The organism is Vibrio maritimus (genome assembly GCF_021441885.1).
GTDB classification, from domain to species: Bacteria; Pseudomonadota; Gammaproteobacteria; order Enterobacterales; family Vibrionaceae; genus Vibrio; species Vibrio maritimus_B.
Window position 1 is genome coordinate 2,650,386 of record NZ_CP090438.1, and the last position, 20,318, is coordinate 2,670,703.

General features: G+C 46.6%; 20 protein-coding genes. 1 reads left to right on the top strand and 19 read right to left on the bottom strand.

Annotated features, from left to right (window positions below):
* Positions 1–222 precede the first annotated feature (222 nt).
* The 16 genes from LY387_RS11990 to lafA form a co-directional block, all read right to left on the bottom strand.
* Entirely contained in the window at positions 223–1,335 is a 1,113-nt protein-coding gene (locus LY387_RS11990) for an ABC transporter ATP-binding protein (RefSeq protein WP_234494291.1), read from the bottom strand.
* A gap of 5 nt (positions 1,336–1,340) precedes the next feature.
* Entirely contained in the window at positions 1,341–2,198 is an 858-nt protein-coding gene (locus LY387_RS11995) for a carbohydrate ABC transporter permease (protein WP_234494292.1), read from the bottom strand.
* Positions 2,195–3,124: a carbohydrate ABC transporter permease gene (locus LY387_RS12000; RefSeq protein ID WP_234494293.1), complete on the bottom strand. Its 930-nt coding sequence runs from the start codon at positions 3,122–3,124 to the stop codon at positions 2,195–2,197. The genes LY387_RS11995 and LY387_RS12000 overlap by 4 nt, the downstream gene beginning before the upstream one ends.
* Before the next feature lie 118 nt (positions 3,125–3,242).
* Entirely contained in the window at positions 3,243–4,496 is a 1,254-nt protein-coding gene (locus tag LY387_RS12005) for an ABC transporter substrate-binding protein (RefSeq protein WP_234494294.1), read from the bottom strand.
* A gap of 139 nt (positions 4,497–4,635) precedes the next feature.
* Positions 4,636–6,090, bottom strand: coding sequence for an ATP-binding protein (locus LY387_RS12010; RefSeq protein ID WP_234494295.1), 1,455 nt, complete (start codon positions 6,088–6,090; stop codon positions 4,636–4,638).
* Positions 6,091–6,093: 3 nt separating this feature from the next.
* Entirely contained in the window at positions 6,094–6,822 is a 729-nt protein-coding gene (locus tag LY387_RS12015) for a response regulator (RefSeq protein WP_234494296.1), read from the bottom strand.
* A gap of 148 nt (positions 6,823–6,970) precedes the next feature.
* Positions 6,971–8,443: a protein adenylyltransferase SelO gene (locus LY387_RS12020; protein ID WP_234494297.1), complete on the bottom strand. Its 1,473-nt coding sequence runs from the start codon at positions 8,441–8,443 to the stop codon at positions 6,971–6,973.
* Positions 8,444–9,139: 696 nt separating this feature from the next.
* The gene (locus LY387_RS12025) at positions 9,140–10,108 is read right to left on the bottom strand and encodes an OmpA family protein (protein ID WP_234494298.1); all 969 of its coding nucleotides are present in this window, start codon (positions 10,106–10,108) and stop codon (positions 9,140–9,142) included.
* Positions 10,109–10,176: 68 nt separating this feature from the next.
* Positions 10,177–11,043, bottom strand: a complete 867-nt coding sequence (motA, locus tag LY387_RS12030; protein ID WP_234494299.1) for a flagellar motor stator protein MotA — start codon at positions 11,041–11,043, stop codon at positions 10,177–10,179.
* A complete protein-coding gene (locus LY387_RS12035) occupies positions 11,031–11,738 on the bottom strand; it encodes a sigma-70 family RNA polymerase sigma factor (RefSeq protein WP_234494300.1) in 708 nt (235 codons plus the stop codon). The genes motA and LY387_RS12035 overlap by 13 nt, the downstream gene beginning before the upstream one ends.
* Positions 11,739–11,746: 8 nt before the next feature.
* On the bottom strand, positions 11,747–12,181 hold the full coding sequence (locus tag LY387_RS12040; protein WP_234494301.1) for a flagellar basal body-associated FliL family protein: 435 nt from the start codon (positions 12,179–12,181) through the stop codon (positions 11,747–11,749).
* A 2-nt stretch (positions 12,182–12,183) separates the two neighbouring features.
* Positions 12,184–13,614 (bottom strand): flagellar hook-length control protein FliK, encoded by a 1,431-nt coding sequence (locus LY387_RS12045; protein ID WP_234494302.1) that lies wholly within the window; start codon positions 13,612–13,614, stop codon positions 12,184–12,186.
* Positions 13,611–13,913, bottom strand: a complete 303-nt coding sequence (locus tag LY387_RS12050; protein ID WP_234494303.1) for a hypothetical protein — start codon at positions 13,911–13,913, stop codon at positions 13,611–13,613. Before LY387_RS12050 ends, LY387_RS12045 begins: the two co-directional genes overlap by 4 nt.
* Complete coding sequence (locus LY387_RS12055) at positions 13,897–14,301, bottom strand: flagellar protein FliS (RefSeq protein WP_234494304.1); 405 nt, start codon at positions 14,299–14,301, stop codon at positions 13,897–13,899. The genes LY387_RS12050 and LY387_RS12055 overlap by 17 nt, the downstream gene beginning before the upstream one ends.
* An 11-nt stretch (positions 14,302–14,312) precedes the next feature.
* Complete coding sequence (fliD, locus tag LY387_RS12060; protein ID WP_234494305.1) at positions 14,313–15,632, bottom strand: flagellar filament capping protein FliD; 1,320 nt, start codon at positions 15,630–15,632, stop codon at positions 14,313–14,315.
* 61 nt (positions 15,633–15,693) lie between these two features.
* The gene (gene lafA, locus LY387_RS12065) at positions 15,694–16,584 is read right to left on the bottom strand and encodes a lateral flagellin LafA (RefSeq protein WP_234494306.1); all 891 of its coding nucleotides are present in this window, start codon (positions 16,582–16,584) and stop codon (positions 15,694–15,696) included.
* 173 nt (positions 16,585–16,757) lie between these two features.
* On the opposite strand from lafA, the gene LY387_RS12070 reads away from it, so the two are divergent.
* Positions 16,758–18,839, top strand: coding sequence for a flagellar biosynthesis protein FlhA (locus LY387_RS12070; protein ID WP_234494307.1), 2,082 nt, complete (start codon positions 16,758–16,760; stop codon positions 18,837–18,839).
* 19 nt (positions 18,840–18,858) lie between these two features.
* Here the strand turns inward: LY387_RS12070 and flgA are convergent, their stop codons facing one another.
* From flgA to flgM, 3 genes are all read right to left on the bottom strand, one after another.
* Complete coding sequence (gene flgA / locus LY387_RS12075) at positions 18,859–19,521, bottom strand: flagellar basal body P-ring formation chaperone FlgA (protein ID WP_234494308.1); 663 nt, start codon at positions 19,519–19,521, stop codon at positions 18,859–18,861.
* Between the two features lie 79 nt (positions 19,522–19,600).
* Positions 19,601–20,020, bottom strand: a complete 420-nt coding sequence (locus tag LY387_RS12080; RefSeq protein WP_234494309.1) for a hypothetical protein — start codon at positions 20,018–20,020, stop codon at positions 19,601–19,603.
* Entirely contained in the window at positions 20,010–20,297 is a 288-nt protein-coding gene (gene flgM, locus LY387_RS12085) for a flagellar biosynthesis anti-sigma factor FlgM (protein ID WP_128649159.1), read from the bottom strand. Before flgM ends, LY387_RS12080 begins: the two co-directional genes overlap by 11 nt.
* Positions 20,298–20,318: the final 21 nt, after the last annotated feature.

Below are 20,318 nucleotides of genomic sequence, written 5' to 3' on the forward strand. Positions count from 1 at the left end.
TAAGGATGCCAAGGTTAGATAACTTATATTTTTCAATACTATAGGTCATATCTAGCAATGAACGAACGCTTCTGTCGTATGACAATGGGTGGAAAATGACACATTGGGATTTGAGGAATTGGTGGGAAATGACCAAGTATTAAAAAAAGAGCTGACCCACTCTAGCTCCCCCGGCTCTGAGGGATCAGCTCTCAAAATGCGAAGCAGTAATACCTCACATCCCTACACTAATAACCTCTCCTCGGTCCCAGCATCAAAAAACACCGCCTTAGACATATCAAAATAAAGTGGTGCCACCTGCCCTACAGAGGCATCAAACTCAGGAGATAAGCGACACGCCACCTCTTGTTCATTGACCTTAACCATAGCAATCACATCAGGGCCTGTTGGCTCAAGCACTTCCAATTTAAGGCTGACTTGAGTCGCAACGGCCGTCTCTTCTTCGAGCTTTTCCGTGATGTGTTCAGGACGCAGACCAATCACAATCTCATTGCCGTCTTGTGGACGTAATGAGTCAGGCAGTGCGACAACGTGCTGCTGATTGTCGCCAGAGACCACACGAATAATCGGCTTGTCGTTCTCATCTAAATCAACACGAGTCTTAATGAAGTTCATTGACGGAGAGCCCATAAAGCCTGCGACAAACATATTGTTTGGCTCGTTATAGATCTCTTTTGGCGTGCCTAACTGCTGCAACTCACCATCCTTCATAACTGCGATGCGATCTGCGAGCGTCATCGCTTCGATTTGATCATGCGTTACATAGACAATCGTGGTGTTGAGCTGCTGATGGAGGCGTTTGATCTGATGACGCATCTCAACACGCAGTTTCGCATCTAGGTTAGACAGCGGCTCATCGAACAAGTACAGCTTAGGACGGCGTGCTAGCGCTCGGCCCATCGCCACCCTTTGTCTCTGACCACCCGAAAGCTGCGATGGTTTGCGATCGAGAAGGTGGTCGATTTGAAGCATCTCAGCAACGCGGTTTACTTCCGCATCGATTTGCTCCTGAGGCATCTTGCGGATCTTTAACCCAAAGGCGATATTGCCACGCACTGTCATATTTGGGTAAAGAGCATAGGATTGAAACACCATAGCAATATCGCGATCTTTCGGCTGCACTTGAGCGACATCGCGACCATCAATCACAATCTCACCTGCGCTGATATCCTCAAGGCCTGCAATGGTGTTCATCAAGGTCGATTTACCGCAGCCCGATGGTCCCACAAGGATAAGGAACTCACCTGAGTCGATACTGATATCAATACCTTTTAGGGTTTCATTGTCCGCATTGCGATAAGTTTTACGGATCTGTTTAAGTTCTAAAGTTGCCATGTTGATTATCCTTTTACTGAACCCGCAGTGAGACCGCGAACAAAATACTTCCCTGCCAGTACATAGACCACCAGCGTTGGCAATGCAGCGATGATCGCCGCCGCCATGTCAACGTTGTACTCTTTAACACCAGTACTCGTGTTGACCAAGTTGTTGAGCGCTACCGTTATCGGCTGCGTCTCAGAGCCTGAATAGACGACCCCGAATAAGAAGTCATTCCAAATTGAGGTGAACTGCCAAATCACTGTCACCATGATGATAGGTGTTGAGAGAGGCAGCAGAATTTTAAAGAAGATGGTGAAAAAGCCTGCACCATCCAATTTGGCTGCTTTGACGAGTTCATCTGGCACCGCAATGTAGAAGTTACGGAAGAACAGAGTTGTAAACGCCATACCATAGATAACGTGTACCGCCACCAAACCTGCGGTCGTGTTTGCGAGACCAAGCTTGCCTAGTAGTGCCGCCATCGGTAGCAGGATTACTTGGAATGGAATAAAGCACCCGAACAACAGCAAGCTGAAAAACAAATCAGAGCCTCGAAACTTCCACTTGGTGATCACATAACCGTTGAAGGCACCCAACAAGGTTGAAATGGCCACCGCAGGGATAACCATCTGGAATGAGTTCCAAAAGTAACTCTTTACCCCTTCACATTTCACTCCAGTACACGCACTGCTCCAAGCTTTGCTCCATGCATCAAACACCCAATCAGTCGGTAGTGACATCAAGTTACCCGCTTTAATGTCAGGCAGTGTTTTGAATGAGGTGATGACCATGACAAACAGCGGCATTAGGTATACCAAGCAGAAGAAGGTCAGCGCCGAGTAGATAAAGAGTCTAGAGAGATTCATCGACGTATTCATGATTTCTTCTCCCTAAGCTCTGAATACAAGTACGGAACCAAAATTGCCAATATCCCTGCCAGCATCATCATCGCACTGGCCGCACCTAGCCCGATCTGCCCACGAGTAAATGAGTGAGCGTACATAAATAGAGCTGGTAAGTCCGAAGAGTACCCGGGGCCACCTGCTGTCATTGCTGTCACCAAATCAAAACTCTTGATGGCGATATGCGAAGTTATAATGACTGCACTAAAGAACACAGGGCGAAGACAAGGCAAAATGATTTTCCAATAGATGGTTGGCAAGCTTGCCCCATCAATTTGCGCCGCCTTAATGATCGACGAATCAATGCCGCGAAGACCTGCTAAGAACATCGCCATCACAAAGCCTGATGACTGCCACACTGCGGCTATCACGAGCGTATAGACCGCCATATCGGAGTTCACCAGCCAGTCAAACTTAAAGTTTTCGAATCCCCAGTCCTGCATCAGCTTTTCGATGCCCAGACCTGGGTTTAGGATCCATTTCCATGCCGTACCTGTCACGATGAAAGAGAGCGCCATAGGATAAAGATAAATCGTACGTATCGCGCCCTCTTGGCGGATATTCTGATCGAGCAATATTGCCAGCCCTACACCAAGGACAATCGCAATAAGCATAAACAGCACCCCGAAGATGCCGAGGTTAGTGATTGAGGTGATCCATCGGTCGTTGTCCATCAACTTCTCATATTGAGCAAAGCCGACAAAATTAAACGACGGAAGAAAACGCGAGTTGGTCATTGAGACCGCCGCGGTCCAAAAAATAAACCCGTAGATACACACTACAGTGACGAGCATGGTCGGTGCCATGACAATCTTAGGTAGCCAATGTTGAAGGCGATCTACTAAGCTGAGTTTTGGCGCGGACTGCTTATTTGAGTCTTGTGCATTCAAAGCCTGCTCCATAACCTTTCCTTACTAATAACTGCTTTCGGAATTGAGCAAGCGTTAAGGGTGCAAGGCACCGCTCTCTCCCTTTTACAGGGAGAGAGTCAGCTATAACGCTTGATTTAGGAGGAAGTGACTAGATAGCCGCTTTGACAGCTTTCGCCAGTTTCTGTGCCGCTTCTTTTGGATCCGCGTTTGGATCATTAAAGAAGTTAGTGACCACGTCATAGATAGCGCCTTGCGCATAACTAGTGGTCGACATGCCGTGCGCCATACTTGGCACTAGGTCGCCCGTTTTCGCTGTCGCTTTGAAGCTCGCCATTGAGTCCAGTGCACATTGGTCAAACGCGCTCATGTCCATATCGGTACGAACTGGGATTGAGCCCTTGTTGAGGTTGAATACTTCTTGGAACTTCTTATCCAAGATGGTTGCTGCCAGTGCTTTTTGCGCAGCGACGTTAGTTTCATCTTTGATTTCAAAGAAAGCGAAGCTATCTACGTTGTGTGTGAACTGTCCATCTGTACCAGGCGCTGGTGCACAGATATAGTCTTTACCCGGAACCTTACCTGCTGCGGTAAATTCACCTTTGGCCCAGTCACCCATGATTTGCATCGCCGCTTCACCATTGATAACCATAGAAGTGGCAACGTTCCAGTCACGACCTGGCGAGTTCGCATCAATGTAGTCATGGACTTTTTGGAACTTGGTGAACACTTCTACCATCTTATCACCAGATAGCGTGTCCATATCTAGGTCAACAAACGCTTTGCGATAGTCATCTGAACCAAGTACATCGAGAGCAATCGCTTCAAATACGGTTGCGTCTTGCCATGGCTGACCACCGTGAGCGAGAGGGATAAAACCTGCTGCTTTGATTTTTTCTGCTGCAGCGAAGAAATCATCCAAAGTCTTTGGCACTTCTACGCCCGCTTTTTTCAATACTTCTGGGTTCGCCCAAAGCCAGTTAACACGGTGTACGTTGACGGGTACCGCAACATACTCACCATTAAACTTCATGACGTCTGTGACCATGCTAGGGACACTAGCATCCCATCCACCTGACTGTGCAACGTCATCTAGGTTAGTCAAAAAGCCAAGTCCGCCCCATTCTTGAATGTCGTGACCTTTAATTTGAGCCGCTGAAGGTGGGTTACCTGATACAGCGCGCGTCTTAAGTACTGTCATCGCACTTTCACCGCCACCGCCTGCTACCGCAAAGTCTTTCCATGAGTGACCTTGCTCTTCTAGCATCGCTTTCAGTTCTTGTACGGATTTCGCCTCACCACCAGAGGTCCACCAGTGAAGGACTTCCACTTCACCTGCACTAGACAGTGAAGGTAGTGTGGCTGCAGCGAGGGATAGAGTCAGTAGGGTTTTATTCATTTTCATTGTTATCTTCCATGTATTGGATTAGACAAAAGGCCATTCTTGCCCCTGTTCGATACACAGTGTAGAAAAAACCAGCAACACTCACTGCAACAAACTGTTAACGCAAGGTAACGGGGGTGTTACATTGTGAAATCTATCACTAAGCCTCTAAATTAGGCGGAATATAGATCTTCACTTCCAAACCACCTTGCTCGGCATTTTGTAGCACAAGGTCTCCGCCCAGGCCGTGCAAGATACTGCGGCAGATCCCTAAGCCTAAACCATGGCCATCTTTATCATTTGCAAGGCGAGTATAAGGCTCAAAAACCGCTTCCAATTGAGATTCTGGAATGCCGTTACCTTTGTCTAGAATTGTGACAATGATCCATGTCGAGTTCTCTTCGATGGATACAAACGCATGCTTGCCATACTTGACGGCATTATCGATAAGGTTGGTCAGCACACGTTTAATGGCCAATGGTTTAAGCACCACAGGCTCCATCGGTAACGCCGTAAAGCTCACTTGCGTGTGCACTTGATTGTAAGTTTCAGAGAGGTTTCGAATCATCTCATTGAGGTCAACAAAGTCGTTGTTTTCATGCAAATCCGTATCTCGAACACACTGCAACGCACCTTTAACCATCATTTCTAGATCATCGAGATCTTGGTTGAACTTGTCACGTTTCGCATCATCGTCAAGCAGCTCAGCGCGTAGCCGTAATCGAGTAATAGGTGTTTTTAAGTCGTGAGAGATGGAAGAAAATAAATGCTCTCTATCAGACACATACTTTCGAATCCGGGTTTGCATGCGATTAAATGCTCGCGTCGCGGTGACGAGCTCTGTCGCCCCCTCCTCTTTGAGTGGAGACTGGTCAATGTCCATGCTCATCTCATTCGCGGCTTTAGCAAGCCGCCTTAAAGGCTTAACCTGAGCACGAACCAGCAAGAAAGTTAACACCAACAATAGCGAGGTAAAGATCACCAAAAAGACCAATTGGTCCTGAGAGAAAATACGGTCATCTAGCTGCATGTAAGGCGACGGTAATAGCGCCGCCACGTAAATCCATTCTCCCTCTTTGAGCTTGAGCTGGACCACGAGAATCGGTGGGTCAAGAGGCCCTAGGGTCAACGTATGGTGAGCCCATGATCTTGGCAAGTCATTGAGAAAGATATCGTTCTTAAGTAGTCTTAAGTTTTCAGCCTTCGAGAAATCGACCTTCACCGCTTCAATCGTTGGCAACTTCTCTTTTAAAACCCGAGTGACAGATTGCATCGACGCTAGCTTGAGCGGCGTGTCAGGAATCGGGTCGACAATCAGCTCTTCACTGTTGAAGGAGACGAAGAAGCGCGTTCCCCCCATATTGCGAATTTGGTCTAAAACGATATGTCGGTACTTAATCGGCAACCTTTGAAAAAAGGTCACCGTGGAGGCAAACATGGTTGCCATACTGGCTGAGGTATCACGAATACCAGAGAGTTCATCCTGCTTGGTTTTCTGATACCAAATTGCAGTAAGAACACCCTGAGAGCAAAAAACCGCCAGTAAAGTCAGTAGTAGCGTGCGGGCTACCAAGGAGTTCGGGCTCAAACGCTTGAACCAGCGCGTTCTAGACATGAATTATTGACCGTATTCGACCGGCACAGAAAGAATGTAGCCGTTACCACGCATGGTTTTAATGTAGTGAGGATACGTTTTACTGGTGCCCAGTCTGTTGCGAATTCGACTCAACTGAACATCGATTCCTCGCTCATAAGGCAGCGCTTCGCGACCTCGAGTGGCAAATGAAATCGTATCCCTATCAAGAATTTCATTCGGACGCGACAAAAACAGCATCAACAGCGCAAAGTCACTTCCAGACAAGTCATGACTGCGTCCATTAACCTTATTCGTCATACGGTGTGCAATCGTATCTAAATGCCAGTCGCCAAAATCGATGGTGCGAGGTGGCGTATCATCGTGTTTATCTTCATGGATATGCGCACGGCGCAATAGTGCCTTAATGCGAGCCATTAACTGTCTTGGGCTGAATGGCTTAGCGATATAGTCATCGGCCCCTATCTCTAGGCCAATGATTTGATCGGTTTCATCAGACACCGCAGTCAACATGATAATAGGTACTTGAGAATCTCGCCTAACACGCTGACAAAGGGTAAACCCATCGTCACCTGGCAACATCACATCAAGCAGAATAAGATCTGGGTATCCCCTAGCTTTGATGAATAGCTCCATCTCCACGCCATCTTCGGCACCCGACACTTCAAAGCCTGCCTTAGTTAAGTACTCTTCGAGCAATAGGCGGATTTCTTCGTCATCATCAACCACTAGAATGTGCGTCTTAGCCTGCATTATGTTCCCTTAAGTCTGCACTGCGATCCCTACAGTGTAAGGGTTTTGACGGGGAGTTATTATTGATTCGTTTATAAATTTTGCTACTTAGCTCTGCGTGAGGTCACAAAAATGACATGGAAATGACCAAATGAGCATTTGTCACCCACTAGGACGAGCAACTGATTGCCATCTTTTTGCCCCAGTCGGGTGGTAACTTGGCGAGATAGTCGTATTCTGGCTGTTCATCAAAAGGGGCTTTGAGCACATCAGAGAGCGTATGGACCAACGAAAAATCCCCTTGCTCTGCAAGTTCAATAGCTTGTTGCGCCAAATAATTTCTCAGTATGTACTTAGGGTTCACCTCGCGCATTTTTTCGCAGCGCTCAGACGTGGACAGTTTCTCTTTTTCGCAGCGCTGCAAATACTGGTTCAGCCACATCACCGCTTTATTTCGGTCAACGAGCTTTCGATCATCGAATAAGTCAACAAGCGAAGACGTGCCATCAGAATCGAGACAAGACAGTACTCTGAAGAAACGGGTATAGTCGACTTTGGCCGTTTCCATCAAATCGAAACTCTCACTAAAAAAAGCACCATCTTCAGGCTGTTTAGTGAACAAGCCAAACTTAGCGCGCATCTGAGCACTGTATTGGCTCTGAAGTCGCGGAGTAAATTTCTCAAGGCTTGAGTCCAAGTCGACACGTTCGATAAGGGGTGTTAACGCCTGCGCTAGCGCGGTCAAATTCCAAAGCGCAATCGAGGGCTGATTATTAAACGCATAACGCCCTTGGTAATCGGAATGATTGCAGATATACCCCGGCTCATAATCGTCCAAAAAGCCAAACGGTCCATAATCAAACGTCTGACCGAGAATCGACATGTTGTCGGTATTCATCACACCATGAGCAAACCCTTTAGTCTGCCAATGCGCAATCATGTCAGCGGTAAGCTGCACGATGTTTTCAAACATGGTTAGATAAGGTTTTTTGGAGTTTTCACAGTCAGGGAAATGCCACTCGATGACCCTATCTGCCAACTGTTTGAGCTGGTCATACTGCTCGGTATAAAAGAAATGCTCAAAATGCCCGAACCTAACGTGTGACTCTGCAAGGCGCAATAACAAGGCCCCCTGCTCAACTCTCTCTCGATACACAGGAGTATCGCTCACCATCATGCCCAGTGCACGTGTTGTCGGTACGCCCAGTCCTGCCATCGCTTCGCTGCAAAGGTACTCGCGGATCGTCGAACGCAGCACTGCACGCCCATCTCCCATGCGAGAGTATGGTGTTTGTCCTGCTCCCTTTAGGTGAAGATCGAACACAACACCTTCCAACGACACCAACTCACCCAGAAGTAGCCCCCGACCATCACCCAAATCCGGATTGTAGATACCAAACTGGTGCCCTGCGTATTTCATCGCTAACGGCTTAAACGCGTCATGAGAGACAGTGCCAGAGAGCGCATCAAGTAAATATACAGATTCAGGTGCGCCATGACTGAATCCAAACTGTTCAGCCAACGGTTGATTCCAGCTCACCCATCTCAGATTGTCTAGTGGTGTTGGCGCCACGAACTGATAAAAGCCAGCAGGTAACGTCGCATAGCGGTGAGTGATGGTGATTTGATCGAGCAGCGGCATATCAGTCTCATTACGTGAGCACAAAGACAGTTGATATGAGTATAGAGGTTAGGAAAATTTAAAAAAGAAACGAAAAGTGTGGGTATTGCGAAAGATTTTGAAATTTAGGACTTTGAGGTTTTGCCTAGAGGAACGCCCATTTGCGAAGATTGTTAATTGCAAAAAATGCATTGAATCGAAGCGTTTGGGCTGTCCCCTAAGAAGTACTGTTATTAGAGCATCGCTAGAACTGCGATCACTGTACCTAGAGAGAAAAGGCAAGTGCGACTAATAACGCCAAGGTTGGTAGGTTGAATCATTTCTTGATGCATAGGCAATATCTCCTTTTTATTACACTACGATTACAATGTAGGACGAAATGGGTGTTTTTACAACACATATCGCACTATTCTTTGAAATTGAGCCAAGTTTTTTCACCAAAAGACGGTCAAAACGACGATAACGGAACCTAAGAAGGTTGCAAAGCATATGGGTAGCACTAAGTGCTTGTCGCGAGAGAGGGTTAAGAAACCGGGCGGTTGATGAACGACAAAAGTGACCATAAGCAGATTGTAAACAGCTATGAGGATGCCAATCATAAAAACATCAAAATATACCAAACTCGTGACCAAATAGACGTAGAACCCTATTAATAGATAATCAACGACTATCAACCAAGCAAGGCATTTACGCATATTGGCAGCAGGGAAAGCGAGTTCAGTCATATCGTTTCATCACCTCGAACGGAGTTGTTGGCTGATTTCGAGCGGCCTCTTGTATCGCTTTTTGTTTGGATTTATCTACTAGACTCGTAAGCTCACGCTCATCTAAAGGCGGCTTAGCTTCATCCAAACTAAAGGCAGTCAGGTCCTTGTACACCTCGTTGAGCTGACGGAGTGTCTCTGCCGTCAGGATATACAACTCGATGCGCCTATTTATACCTGAATCAGGGTTCTCTAGATCAATCGGTGCGGTATCGCTCATACCTGAGACCTGAAAGATATGTCTCTCATGCAAGCCTCCTTTATCTAGGTAGTAACGTGCACTATTGGCTCGATTACTAGATAGTTCCCAGTTGGTCGTGCGTCCTCCTTTAAAACGACTGGCGTCGGTATGACCTGTGATGATCATCTTATTCTCAATATTGGCAAGCAGACGCGCCAAACTTAGCAATAGGTCTTGATAAAAGGGGGTCACTTTCGCGCCGCCACGATAGAACATAGGCCCCTTCTCAGAGTCTGCGATAACCAACTTAAGTCCTTGAGGGGTAATTAAAACGGCTACGCTGCCTAACGCATCTATGCCAGCAAGCTCTTGTTTCACGCGCTCTGCTAACACTTCGAGCTCTTGTTGACTGTTGAACTCGCCGGATAATACTGATGTGTCGTTGATTCGATGTAACTCGGCGTCGTAGTGCGAGGTGGCGACCGAAGGAAGAGGCAATGGATTGACAGAGTTACCCCCCGTTTGCGTGGTGCCGTGATGCTGAATCGGGTCATTGCCGTAAGCAAAGTAATTAAGCAGTTTTTCCTGATCTTCGACATCTACTACCTGCAAAATCCACAACACCAAAAACAGGCACATCAAAGATATCATTAGGTCCGCCATGGCAACTTTCCAACCACCATGCTGCAATGGATCGCGCTTCTTGCGGCCTTTTCTGGCAAAAACGACGGGTTGTTCCATAACGACTCCCCCTCTCTTGAATCGATAGGCGCGCTGCTAGATAAGTTAATTGAGACAGTATGTGCGCATTAGGACGGCTGCGAGCGTAGTACTTCTACTGCCTTCTCCAGTTCGACAAACGAAGGTTTATAGCGAGTCTCTATGTTCTTTCGTCCGGCGTTGGCACACATGTGTGCAGACTGCCCTTGAGAATACGCCGACAAGATAGATTTAACACAGTGCAAGGGAGCCACTTGGTTCTCTGACACATCTTTGATGCTACTCGACATAGGTCCCAACACGCAGTAACAACCAAATACTCCTGTAAATGTACCCACCAGTGCTGCTGCTATATTCTTACCAATCTCGGAGATCTCACCATCTAGCCCCTGCATTGTTAAGATGATCCCCATGACCGCTGCAAGAATGCCGAGCCCAGGCATTGCTTCTGCCGTGGCATGTAATTTCTCCGATGGTTTGGTGTACTCATCTTCCAAGTGTTCTATCTCTTCTTCTAAAAAAGCCTCGAGCAAGTGGTGAGACTGCTTACCGGTAATGACCTGCCTAAACGAGTCAATAATGAAGTTGGTAGTCAGACTATCTTGAGTGACTCGGCGGTACTTGGTAAAGATCTTACTCGAGTCAGGGTTCTCTACATGGACATCCAACGCCTTGATATTTTGTACTCGCGCCGTATTAATCAGCTCGAACATTAAAGAGAGCAGCTCTTGGTAATAATCTTTGTTATAAGGCGTCGCACGAAACGCCAGCCCTAGTTGCTGTGTCATTAGCTTTAAGGTACCTGATGTTGTTGACATCAATAGGCTTGCGAACGCGGCACCAAAGATAATGATGATTTCAGACCATTTGAAAATAAACTCGAACTTGCCACCAAGGAAAATAAAGCCACCAAAAATGACACTGAGCACCACTGCGACTCCAATCAGCTTTTGCATGCGTCACTCTCCTTCATTCTGCTCTTCAGAATGTCTAATCCCCGGTGCTTTAATCGGTGGATCTTGGTTTCATTCACGTCGAGCACCATGGCAACCTCTTTGGTGTTGAGGCTTTTCACATAGACTAAGTAGAGAATACGTTTCTCCATCTCAGGAAGCGTCTCGAGCACCTCTTTGACCTCTTCAAATAACAGCTGCCTATCGGTTTGCGGTACGGAAGTCACCACATTCTCTAGCTCGATATCGTCAAACACATCCACCAAGCTCATCGCTTTTTGAAAGTCGCTGTCTTCAATCCCCAAAAAGTGACAGATTTCTACCGTCGTCGGCTCTCTATTTAACTGCTGAACCAACTTCTGCTGAGCATACTTAATGCGATTCACCAATTGACGCTTATCTCTCTCCATATAGTCGCGGCGCCTTAACTCATCCACTAACTCACCACGAATCCGTACCGCGACGGCGCGACGAAAGTCATCGTTGGCTACGTGGTCAAACTTACGTAACTCAATCACCAAGGTCATCATCGCGGTCTGGCGCAGGTCCTCAAATGTCCCTTCATCGACAGCGTAGCGGTATTGGTACAGCAGCCCGTTAATCAGCTTGATGTTTTTTTGCAATACCAGCTTTTCAAGCTCTTGGATGCTAGCTTGCTCCTGGGTCTGGGTATGCTGATATTTCGGTTGCAATAACATAGCGCCCCCTACTGGAATACCGCTTTGGTGACAAGTACATCACCCACTTGCAGAGAAGCAATGTCAGATAGTTCGGCTTTGAGATCATCTTGAATCACATAGATGAACTCTTTGTTGTGAAAGTACGACTGCTCCTTAACACTGAACATTTTGATGATGCGGTTTTTAATTCGGCTTCTCTGCTCAGTCAGATAGTTTTTATTGCTACTTGGCGTATACAAAGAGACATCTAGCAGCAATAAACTCTGACGGTTACCGAGGTTAATAGGTACCAAGACGTTATCGACCTGAACCTCAACATGACTGACTGGATCTGGCTCTGCCTCACTCGGTGAGAACCAGCTGGTCAAGGTTTCGGGAGTGATTACCTCATTCTGATAAAGTAAAAAAGCACTTAAACACAGAGTGATAGTGATGAGAAACGTGGCGATGACTTTCATCATAATTACACCCTCACTATGTACGCTGTGTATTCAGGGATGGCAACTTCCGTCTGCTCTTCGTTCTCTTCGGCCTCTATAAGTTGAGTTGGATGAGAGTGTTGCTTTGAATATTGGGCGTGTTTTTGCTCAGATAAGGTGATATTCACTTCACTCAATGCACTGTTCTGGGCGACAAGTTCATGGCGTAGCCGCTCTGAGGTTGCGATTAACGCTTCGCGAGTCGTAAGTGAGGTCGCAGACATCTGTAATGACAACTTATCCCCCTCGATACGAAGCACCATTTCCACTCGACCAAGCTCAGGGGGATCAAAGCGTATTCTCGCCACTTTATTATTCATATCCAACTGTAGCTGCACTTTATCCTTTAGCACCTGGTGAATTTGACGCTGCGTATCCGGCGATAACAATAGCTCTGCCTTGGAGATGTAGAGAGACTGCGATGATACACCTGACATTTTAACGTCAGCGTGCGTGAGCGGCTCTATAGAAGGCAATGTTGAGCTCGAAGTTTGGATATAGCTCGCCATAGTCGTCCCAATTAACGGTTTGAAAGACTCGCTTAACTTAAGGATATTGGGAGTTGCACTGACCATAGAGCTGACATAAAAGAACTCTAACTTGTTTTCCGATGTAGATAAGTTCAACTCTTTATCGGATGAAAAACGCCTTAACAAGTCTGACGACACCGTCATTTGATTTGATAGCGAATCCAAAAAGTAGCTTTGGCTGCTCGCGTGGCGTTCTTGGTTTGATGCAGCGTATGACACATGGTTGTTCAAACCTGCCTCTAACACGGTTCGAATACCCTGAGCAAGCTGGCTTAGGCGCGCTTTTTCTTCTAATGGAGGAACTGAATTTAATGGACCATTGTTCTCACTAGAAATAGGAATTAGCACAGGTTGGTAAGCCGCGTAAAAACCTTTATCTACATTGCTTTTAGAGGCATCGACCATCGTATCGAGTTCACTCGCTACATCGACACTGCCTTTCGAAAGCTCAGGGCTTGATGTAACGCCAAGTAGCCTCTCATGACTCACTTCTTCCAGCTGTTCGCTAAATAACGGGGCTTGCGAAGAGAACGCCTCACCGGGTAGTGCACGCGCGGCAATTGTCATAGTCTGATGAACTTCTGCCTCCAGTTCACCAACAAGCGACTCTCGATTGACTTCCCCCCCAACGCTGTTCATTGACAGCGCACCAGACTCGCTCTTGTGTGAATAACCCACCTGCTCAAGGGCTTTGTAAAGTGTCTGAAATGACTCTGCTAATGGTGTCATTTGTGTTGCACCAATCTCTTTCGTTTGATGCCAAAAAGAAGAATTGGAGCCAACTAAACTAACATCTCGATGAGGGTTCGACACCGAGCTTTCCACAGCACCTAACAAGGCAAACGCCATATGGTGTTTTGCTGTATGGGGTTGCAGTTCCATCATGACTCCTTAGCTCGGACTTGTGTCTGAGCATACGCTTTGTCACGCATTTTCAAGCTGAGGTTGTGGTCTATTTGTTGCTTGAGCACACCCTGTTCTTGGCTTACCAATGACATGCATTTCAGGTGTGCTTTTTTCACCTGTAATACTGCCTCTCTGTATTGCTCACTTTGCTGGTCGATGGCGTTGAGTATGCGTTGCAGCATCCGATTCCATTTCGCAATGGATTCGAAGTCTTTTGATTGACACGCAAGCTCCAGCTTTTTAGCCAGATTGATTATCTGGCTAGCTTTGGGCTTCATGAAGCCACTCCATCGCGCCCTCCCACCCCTCTTTGAGATCGATCACCACCTTAATAAGTGGATCTATCAACTCGGGTTGCATCTCTTTCGACGCTTCAAACACGGTGGCAATGCCATGTTCATGCAGGGCATGAATGTTCTGAATCAGCTCCTCGCCACTGGAAAGATCCAAGGAGGTATCCAGACCAACCAATATGTCGATACACTTTTGCGAGGATTTTGCTTTGAGCTCCATATCCTTTTGTTCAATCGCGTATTTCACACTTTCTAGCTCTTGAATTAGCCTTTCATGCAACATACAAATTAACTCAAAGCTGGTTGAGACAGAGGCATTGGCACTTACCTGAACAGTGCTATAGTTGGCTTGTTGATGATTGTTTAACAACATAAAAAAGTTCCTTAAACAGTAAACAACGCAGATACCGCACTAAGCTCTGAATCAAGAGCATTCAGTTGCGTAAACTGTGACAAATAGCGGTTGTAATAGGTTTGATAGCGTGTTTCTAACGAATCTAAAGCGTCGTTGACCCGAGACTTTTCACTCTCGAGAGTCTCCAAGCGACGATTAAGTGTTCCACTGGAAGAATCTAGATAGATGTCCAAACGTGCCTCAATACTGGAGAAAAGGCCTTGTTCTCCGGCTAGTATTTGCTCGACATCAAAGGTTGAACTCACCTCTTCGAACGTCGAACGATCCAGTGTTAATTTGCCACTACGATCGATTTCAATCCCAAGCTCATACAAGCGTGCCCCTTCGTATTCTGCGCGGATTAAACTACCCAACTGCAAATCAATAGATCGAATTGTACTATCCGAAGCCAATATCCCTCTCGACTCTTCTTCATTCCCAGTTTGAGTTAACTTAGCAATGTCGGTGAGAGCTTCGTTGTATTCGGATATAAACGCTTGGATGGCGTCGATTGTAGCGCTAACATCTTCGTCAACAGTTACATTAGTGGCTTGGTCACTCTCTTGATTGACCTTTTTTAGCGTAATATCTACACCCTGAACGATATCCTCAAAGGTGTTGGTATTGTTCGTTAGCTCCAGGCCATCTTTTCCACCAATCGCTATAATTGCGTCCTGGCCAACCTGAAGCGGATTGTCACTGGCGTTTTGAAACTCAGACTCCAGACCAGAGTCAACGCTTGCAGTGAGGGTAAACTGATTGTCTGCACCGTCTTCTTTGGCACTAAACAGCACCTGCATCGCACCTTGAGATTTCACCAACACGGCTTGGATTGAGTCGTCGAACTGGTCATTGAAATAACTGACAAACTCACTGTAGGTAACATCACCACTCATATCTTGATCCGCGTCGGCTATGTTGATAGTGGTGTCACCACCAAGACCTACCGTTAGCGTGCCACCACTTGCCATCACATCACTGGGCGAACTCCCTGAAGCACTGATGGAGAGCTGATGGGCATCCGCAAGCTGCTTAACATAAATATCAAGATCAAATGAATCTGGGTTGTCATCCGTGGAAACCTGTACGTATTCATCACTTGAAGCTGTGGTCGAAAACTGCATAACTGAAGCACCCGGTTTGGTAAATTCGTAAGCAGCTTCCTCCAGATTTCTTAGTGCTGTTTTGACTTGATTGATAGCTGAGGTTTGTGACGTAATAGATGACAGCTTTTGCGTGTATCGAGTCTGGAATGGCTGGATATCATAGGTCGCAAAATTAGTAGCCAATTGGGCCGCATCGACATTCATAACATCATCCTCGCTATAGTTGCGAAGAGGTACAACTCAACCCTCCCCAATTTTGTTTAGGTTAACCCAGCAGACTCATCGCAAGCTGTGGTACCATTTTCGATGCACTAAGCATTGACGCCCCTGATTGCATTAGCATTTGTTGTTTGCTCATATTGCCCGACTCTGAAGCGAAATCAGTGTCCATAATTCGCCCTTTAGAAGCATCCACATTTTCAGTCATATTACCGAGGTTGGTAATGGTGTGTTCTAGTCGATTGATGGTGGCACCAAATGTAGAGCGAATTTCACCTAGGTTACCGACAAATCCATTGTCCGTTGCCGTAGCTGGATCGCCAGTCAATGCATCCATAGCAACGAGTGCGTTAGCTTGTGTTGTCAAATCACCAATACCTAGAGCTCCAGAAGTACCTACAAAAGTCTGAATGTCGGCCAGAGCAGTTGAAGAGCCGCCAACTGTTGTATCGAATGTCAATGTTTCTGCTGAAGTGCTACCTATCTGGAAATCGATAGTGGCATCAAAAGCCCCTGTACCACTCATCAAATTGTTACCACCGTAGTTAGTGTTCGCCAAAATATTGGCTAGCTCTTCACCTAACTGCTGATACTCTGAATCCAATGCCGCTAAATCTGCTGCAGTATTCGTACCGTTAGCCGCTTGAGTCGCTAGGTCGTTCATACGATAAGCGATATTAGTCATCTCATCGAAGGCACCCTCTGCCGTTTGCAGCATCGAAATAGCATCTTGTGAGTTACGCATTGCTACATTCATACCACGAGACTGCGCTTCCAAACGGTTAGCAATTTGCAAACCCGCCGCATCATCTGCCGCTGAATTGATACGAAAGCCTGTGGAGAGTCTTTCCATAGACTTAGTGAGCGCATTATTAGTCGATTGCAAAGTATTTTGCGTGACCAAGCTTGCGTAGTTAGTGTGTACTGATATAGCCATCTGATGATCCCCATCTGTGTTTGCTGTTCACTAACTGCTAACGACAGTGGTTGAATTCCATTTCACTTTTTTCTCAAAAAAATCTCATCAATTGAATAAAGCAAGTATCAAATATGAGAAAACAATGAAAATAGCCTAGTATCTTAATGTCCAATCTCCAATAAAAGGCGGCTATGGGTACTCTATTTAGTTCAATCGCATCAAGGCTGACAATTCCTGTCGTGCTACTGATGATTTTGGCTATGGTCATTTTGCCGCTGCCGCCGATCCTGCTGGATGCGTTTTTCACCTTTAATATCATGCTGGCTATTGTTGTACTTCTCGTCAGCAGCACCGTGTCACGAGTATTGGACTTTTCTATCTTCCCTTCGTTATTGCTTATCGCGACCCTATTAAGGCTGACACTTAACGTGGCATCGACTCGCATTGTGTTATTAGAAGGGCACAATGGCGGCGATGCCGCGGGTAAGGTAATACAGTCTTTTGGTGAGGTCGTTATCGGTGGTAGCTATGTGGTCGGTATGGTGGTATTTGTTATCCTAATGATCATCAACTTTGTGGTGATCACTAAAGGTGGCGAGCGAATCTCAGAGGTCTCCGCCCGATTCACACTTGATGCCCTGCCTGGCAAACAGATGGCTATTGATGCTGACCTGAATGCAGGTGCCATTGATCAAGCAGAAGCAAAACAGCGCCGCGAAAGTGTCGGCAATGAAGCGGAGTTCTACGGCTCGATGGATGGTGCGAGTAAGTTTGTCCGAGGCGATGCCATCGCCGGTTTACTTATCTTGTTCATCAACCTTATCGGTGGTGTCTTGATCGGTATTTTCGAACACGATTTAACGGCTGAGGACGCCTTTAAAACTTATGCCCTATTGACTATCGGAGATGGCCTAGTCGCACAAATCCCTTCGCTACTGCTGGCAACGTCCGCAGCCATTATCGTGACCCGAATCAGCGATGCTGATAACGATATGGCACAAACAGCGAAGAAGCAGTTACTCGCTTCACCGCAAAACCTCTACATGGCGAGTGGTGTGATGTTTGTGATTGGTAGCGTCCCCAACATGCCACATCTTGCCTTCTATACTTTTGCAGTCCTGCTTGCGTTTGTTGGCTGGAGTCAATCAAGATACCGAGCTACTCCTGAAGCAGTCAAAGACTCTGATATGGATGCTCTGCCTACCCCCAATAAAGAGCAAGTGATTGATTGGAGCATCATCCCAAATGTCGATGTTATCGCTCTCTCGTTAGGGTTTAAGTTGGTTCCTTTGGTGAATCAGAAGAAAGGGGGCAGCCTAATTAAAAGTATCCGTGGTAGTCGTAAAACACTCAGCGAACAGATAGGGTTCGTTATTCCAGAGGTTGTGATTAGCGACAACTTATCACTCAAGCCTTCAGAATATGCCATCAGTATCGATGGTGATGAGATTGAACGTGGCGAGGTCTATGTCGATAAGTCCATGGCCGTAGGGGCACATATTGATCATCCAGAGCTCGATGGTATTGTGGGCGTTGACCCCGCGTACCGCTTACCAGCACTTTGGATACACAATGACGATAAAACCAAGGCAATTAACTTAGGATTTCAAGTCATCGGCGTCCATGATGTGATAGCGACTCACGTAAGCAAAGTGTGCAGCGAGCACCTTGATGATATTTTTAATTATGATGATGTAAAAACCCTCAATCAACGCCTAGCTAGTCAGCACCCTGAACTGGCGGAGACCTTGGCGGGTGTCATCACCCCTAATCTGCAAATGCAAACCATCAGGCAGCTATTGGCCCAGCAAGTACCCATCATCAATGTACGCACCATTGCAAACACCATCATCGAAAGCATTGACACGGTCAAAGATCCGATACTGCTCTCTTCTAACATTCGAGTTGCGCTTAAACGAACCATCATCAACCTGATATCGCCCCACAACAAAACTCTGCAAGCGTTTATCATTCATCCCAGTCTTGAGGGTGAGCTCAAATCGGCAATCTCAGTTGCTCAACAAAACGATCCTACGATTCCCCTAGATTCCATTCCGCTAGAGGCCACGATTTTGCAGAAGTTTCAAAATCGTATGCCAACCATGGTGCAAACCATGCAAAGTCAAAACCTGCCACCTGTATTGGTCGTCCCTCCAACAACAAGACCCATGCTCGCCAAACTCGCGAAAGCCTTTGCCAAGGAACTGATAGTGTTGAGCTATAACGAAATTCCCAATGACTATGGATTAAATGTGCTCGGTGAGATTGAATAGAGGAGCGAGGTTGTTGGTACTAGAATACCCGCACTAGGTTTTTCTCTACAACTTGACCGCGTAACTGTCGACCCGAATGGGCGTTTTTTATTGCGATGGTATCGCCGACCTGACCATCCTCGAGGGCGACGCCTTGGGTCTCTAAGCTGAAGGTTTTTGAGTGGTAAATCAAGCTCACTGGGAGCCCTTTCTCGACGTCATAATCAAGATAGAATCGCTGAGCGTTCAGTGTATCTCCCGTCTTGAGTGAACGTTTCAATTTACTGCCAACAACCTCCTCAACTCGGTAATACAGCCTGGAGTCTTTGGTCAACGTTACCTCAGAAAGAACGATATCTTCAGCCTGAAGTCGATGCCCTTTCTTCAGTGTTTTTGACGCCGTTGCTGCTTGGACACTAAGCTTTGATGTTGCCATTGCCGATGCCTTCCAACCTAGAGTAGGACATCGAACGAACCATTTTTGCGTGCCTAGGGAAATGGCTCGCTTAGTCTCAATAACAGGTTCGATAGGGCAAACTTGAACATGACTGAGCGCCTTAGAAAAACGCAGTTTTATCTGGATGGACGCCGAATCAGGGTATCGGCGTTTGATGGCTTGCTCAATGGTCGAAGTCAGACGCGATGCAATACTTTGTGCAGCCGTTTCATTCTCCGCCACCGATTGAATCGCGAATGTTGGCACTGCAACGCTCAATGAAGCCGCTACTGAGGCAAATGAAAGCCTCAGTAAGCATCTTGATAGAGTCGACAATTCTATAAGGTTACACATTGATCTTAAGCTGCTGCGCTCCCATCGCTTCTTCCATAGCATCGTGTTGCATCACCATAAGGCGTCCCTGTCTTGCCAGTTTGTGTTTGCAGAGGTGAACAGAACGCTCAATCTTACTGTCGATCTCCGTGACTCTCTTTAACGCCTCGCCATTCAAGCGACGTTGCACTACCTTGGCATATTGACGTTCCGTACAACCTAAGTGTTTTGCTAGTGAGAAACGCTTAGTGTCCGCTTCCGCCATCTGGTAGCTGAGCGACAAGATGGCATCATTAAGCGTTTCTAAGGAGTGGTATTCCCCTTTTAAGATCGCTAGCCTGATTTCATCTAAGCGCTCTGACAGCAGTTGAGACAACCGAAAGATCACTTGGCCATAATGCAGATAGCCAACAATTACTTTTCTATTTTCCATGGTCTAGCCTCGCAATTACTCTTGCCAACTCATCCATATCAAATACCAGCTCTCCTGAGGCAATCTGAGCCTTAATTTGCTCCACCTTGGCGGCATCAATATCATCCATGCCATCAAACAAGGTCTTGCCACTTTCTAATAATGACACCTCATGCTGGGATAAATTGACCTGCTTAACCCGTGTTTTATGCTCAGGCTCCGTTTTCTTCTGTTGCAGGGCATCAACCTGAGTATTGGGAACAATATATTTAATATTGTCGACCTTGATGTTGCTCATAAGCCATACCTAGCTGTTTTG

Bases quoted from the DNA above. Each gene is read 5' to 3' on its own strand.
- LY387_RS11990 (WP_234494291.1), bottom strand. From the start codon at position 1,335: ATGGCAACTTTAGAACTTAAACAGATCCGTAAAACTTATCGCAATGCG.
- LY387_RS11995 (WP_234494292.1), bottom strand. From the start codon at position 2,198: ATGAATACGTCGATGAATCTCTCTAGACTCTTTATCTACTCGGCGCTG.
- LY387_RS12000 (WP_234494293.1), bottom strand. From the start codon at position 3,124: ATGGAGCAGGCTTTGAATGCACAAGACTCAAATAAGCAGTCCGCGCCA.
- LY387_RS12005 (WP_234494294.1), bottom strand. From the start codon at position 4,496: ATGAAAATGAATAAAACCCTACTGACTCTATCCCTCGCTGCAGCCACA.
- LY387_RS12010 (WP_234494295.1), bottom strand. From the start codon at position 6,090: ATGTCTAGAACGCGCTGGTTCAAGCGTTTGAGCCCGAACTCCTTGGTA.
- LY387_RS12015 (WP_234494296.1), bottom strand. From the start codon at position 6,822: ATGCAGGCTAAGACGCACATTCTAGTGGTTGATGATGACGAAGAAATC.
- LY387_RS12020 (WP_234494297.1), bottom strand. From the start codon at position 8,443: ATGCCGCTGCTCGATCAAATCACCATCACTCACCGCTATGCGACGTTA.
- LY387_RS12025 (WP_234494298.1), bottom strand. From the start codon at position 10,108: ATGGAACAACCCGTCGTTTTTGCCAGAAAAGGCCGCAAGAAGCGCGAT.
- motA (WP_234494299.1), bottom strand. From the start codon at position 11,043: ATGCAAAAGCTGATTGGAGTCGCAGTGGTGCTCAGTGTCATTTTTGGT.
- LY387_RS12035 (WP_234494300.1), bottom strand. From the start codon at position 11,738: ATGTTATTGCAACCGAAATATCAGCATACCCAGACCCAGGAGCAAGCT.
- LY387_RS12040 (WP_234494301.1), bottom strand. From the start codon at position 12,181: ATGATGAAAGTCATCGCCACGTTTCTCATCACTATCACTCTGTGTTTA.
- LY387_RS12045 (WP_234494302.1), bottom strand. From the start codon at position 13,614: ATGATGGAACTGCAACCCCATACAGCAAAACACCATATGGCGTTTGCC.
- LY387_RS12050 (WP_234494303.1), bottom strand. From the start codon at position 13,913: ATGAAGCCCAAAGCTAGCCAGATAATCAATCTGGCTAAAAAGCTGGAG.
- LY387_RS12055 (WP_234494304.1), bottom strand. From the start codon at position 14,301: ATGTTGTTAAACAATCATCAACAAGCCAACTATAGCACTGTTCAGGTA.
- fliD (WP_234494305.1), bottom strand. From the start codon at position 15,632: ATGAATGTCGATGCGGCCCAATTGGCTACTAATTTTGCGACCTATGAT.
- lafA (WP_234494306.1), bottom strand. From the start codon at position 16,584: ATGGCTATATCAGTACACACTAACTACGCAAGCTTGGTCACGCAAAAT.
- LY387_RS12070 (WP_234494307.1), top strand. From the start codon at position 16,758: ATGGGTACTCTATTTAGTTCAATCGCATCAAGGCTGACAATTCCTGTC.
- LY387_RS12080 (WP_234494309.1), bottom strand. From the start codon at position 20,020: ATGGAAAATAGAAAAGTAATTGTTGGCTATCTGCATTATGGCCAAGTG.
- flgM (WP_128649159.1), bottom strand. From the start codon at position 20,297: ATGAGCAACATCAAGGTCGACAATATTAAATATATTGTTCCCAATACT.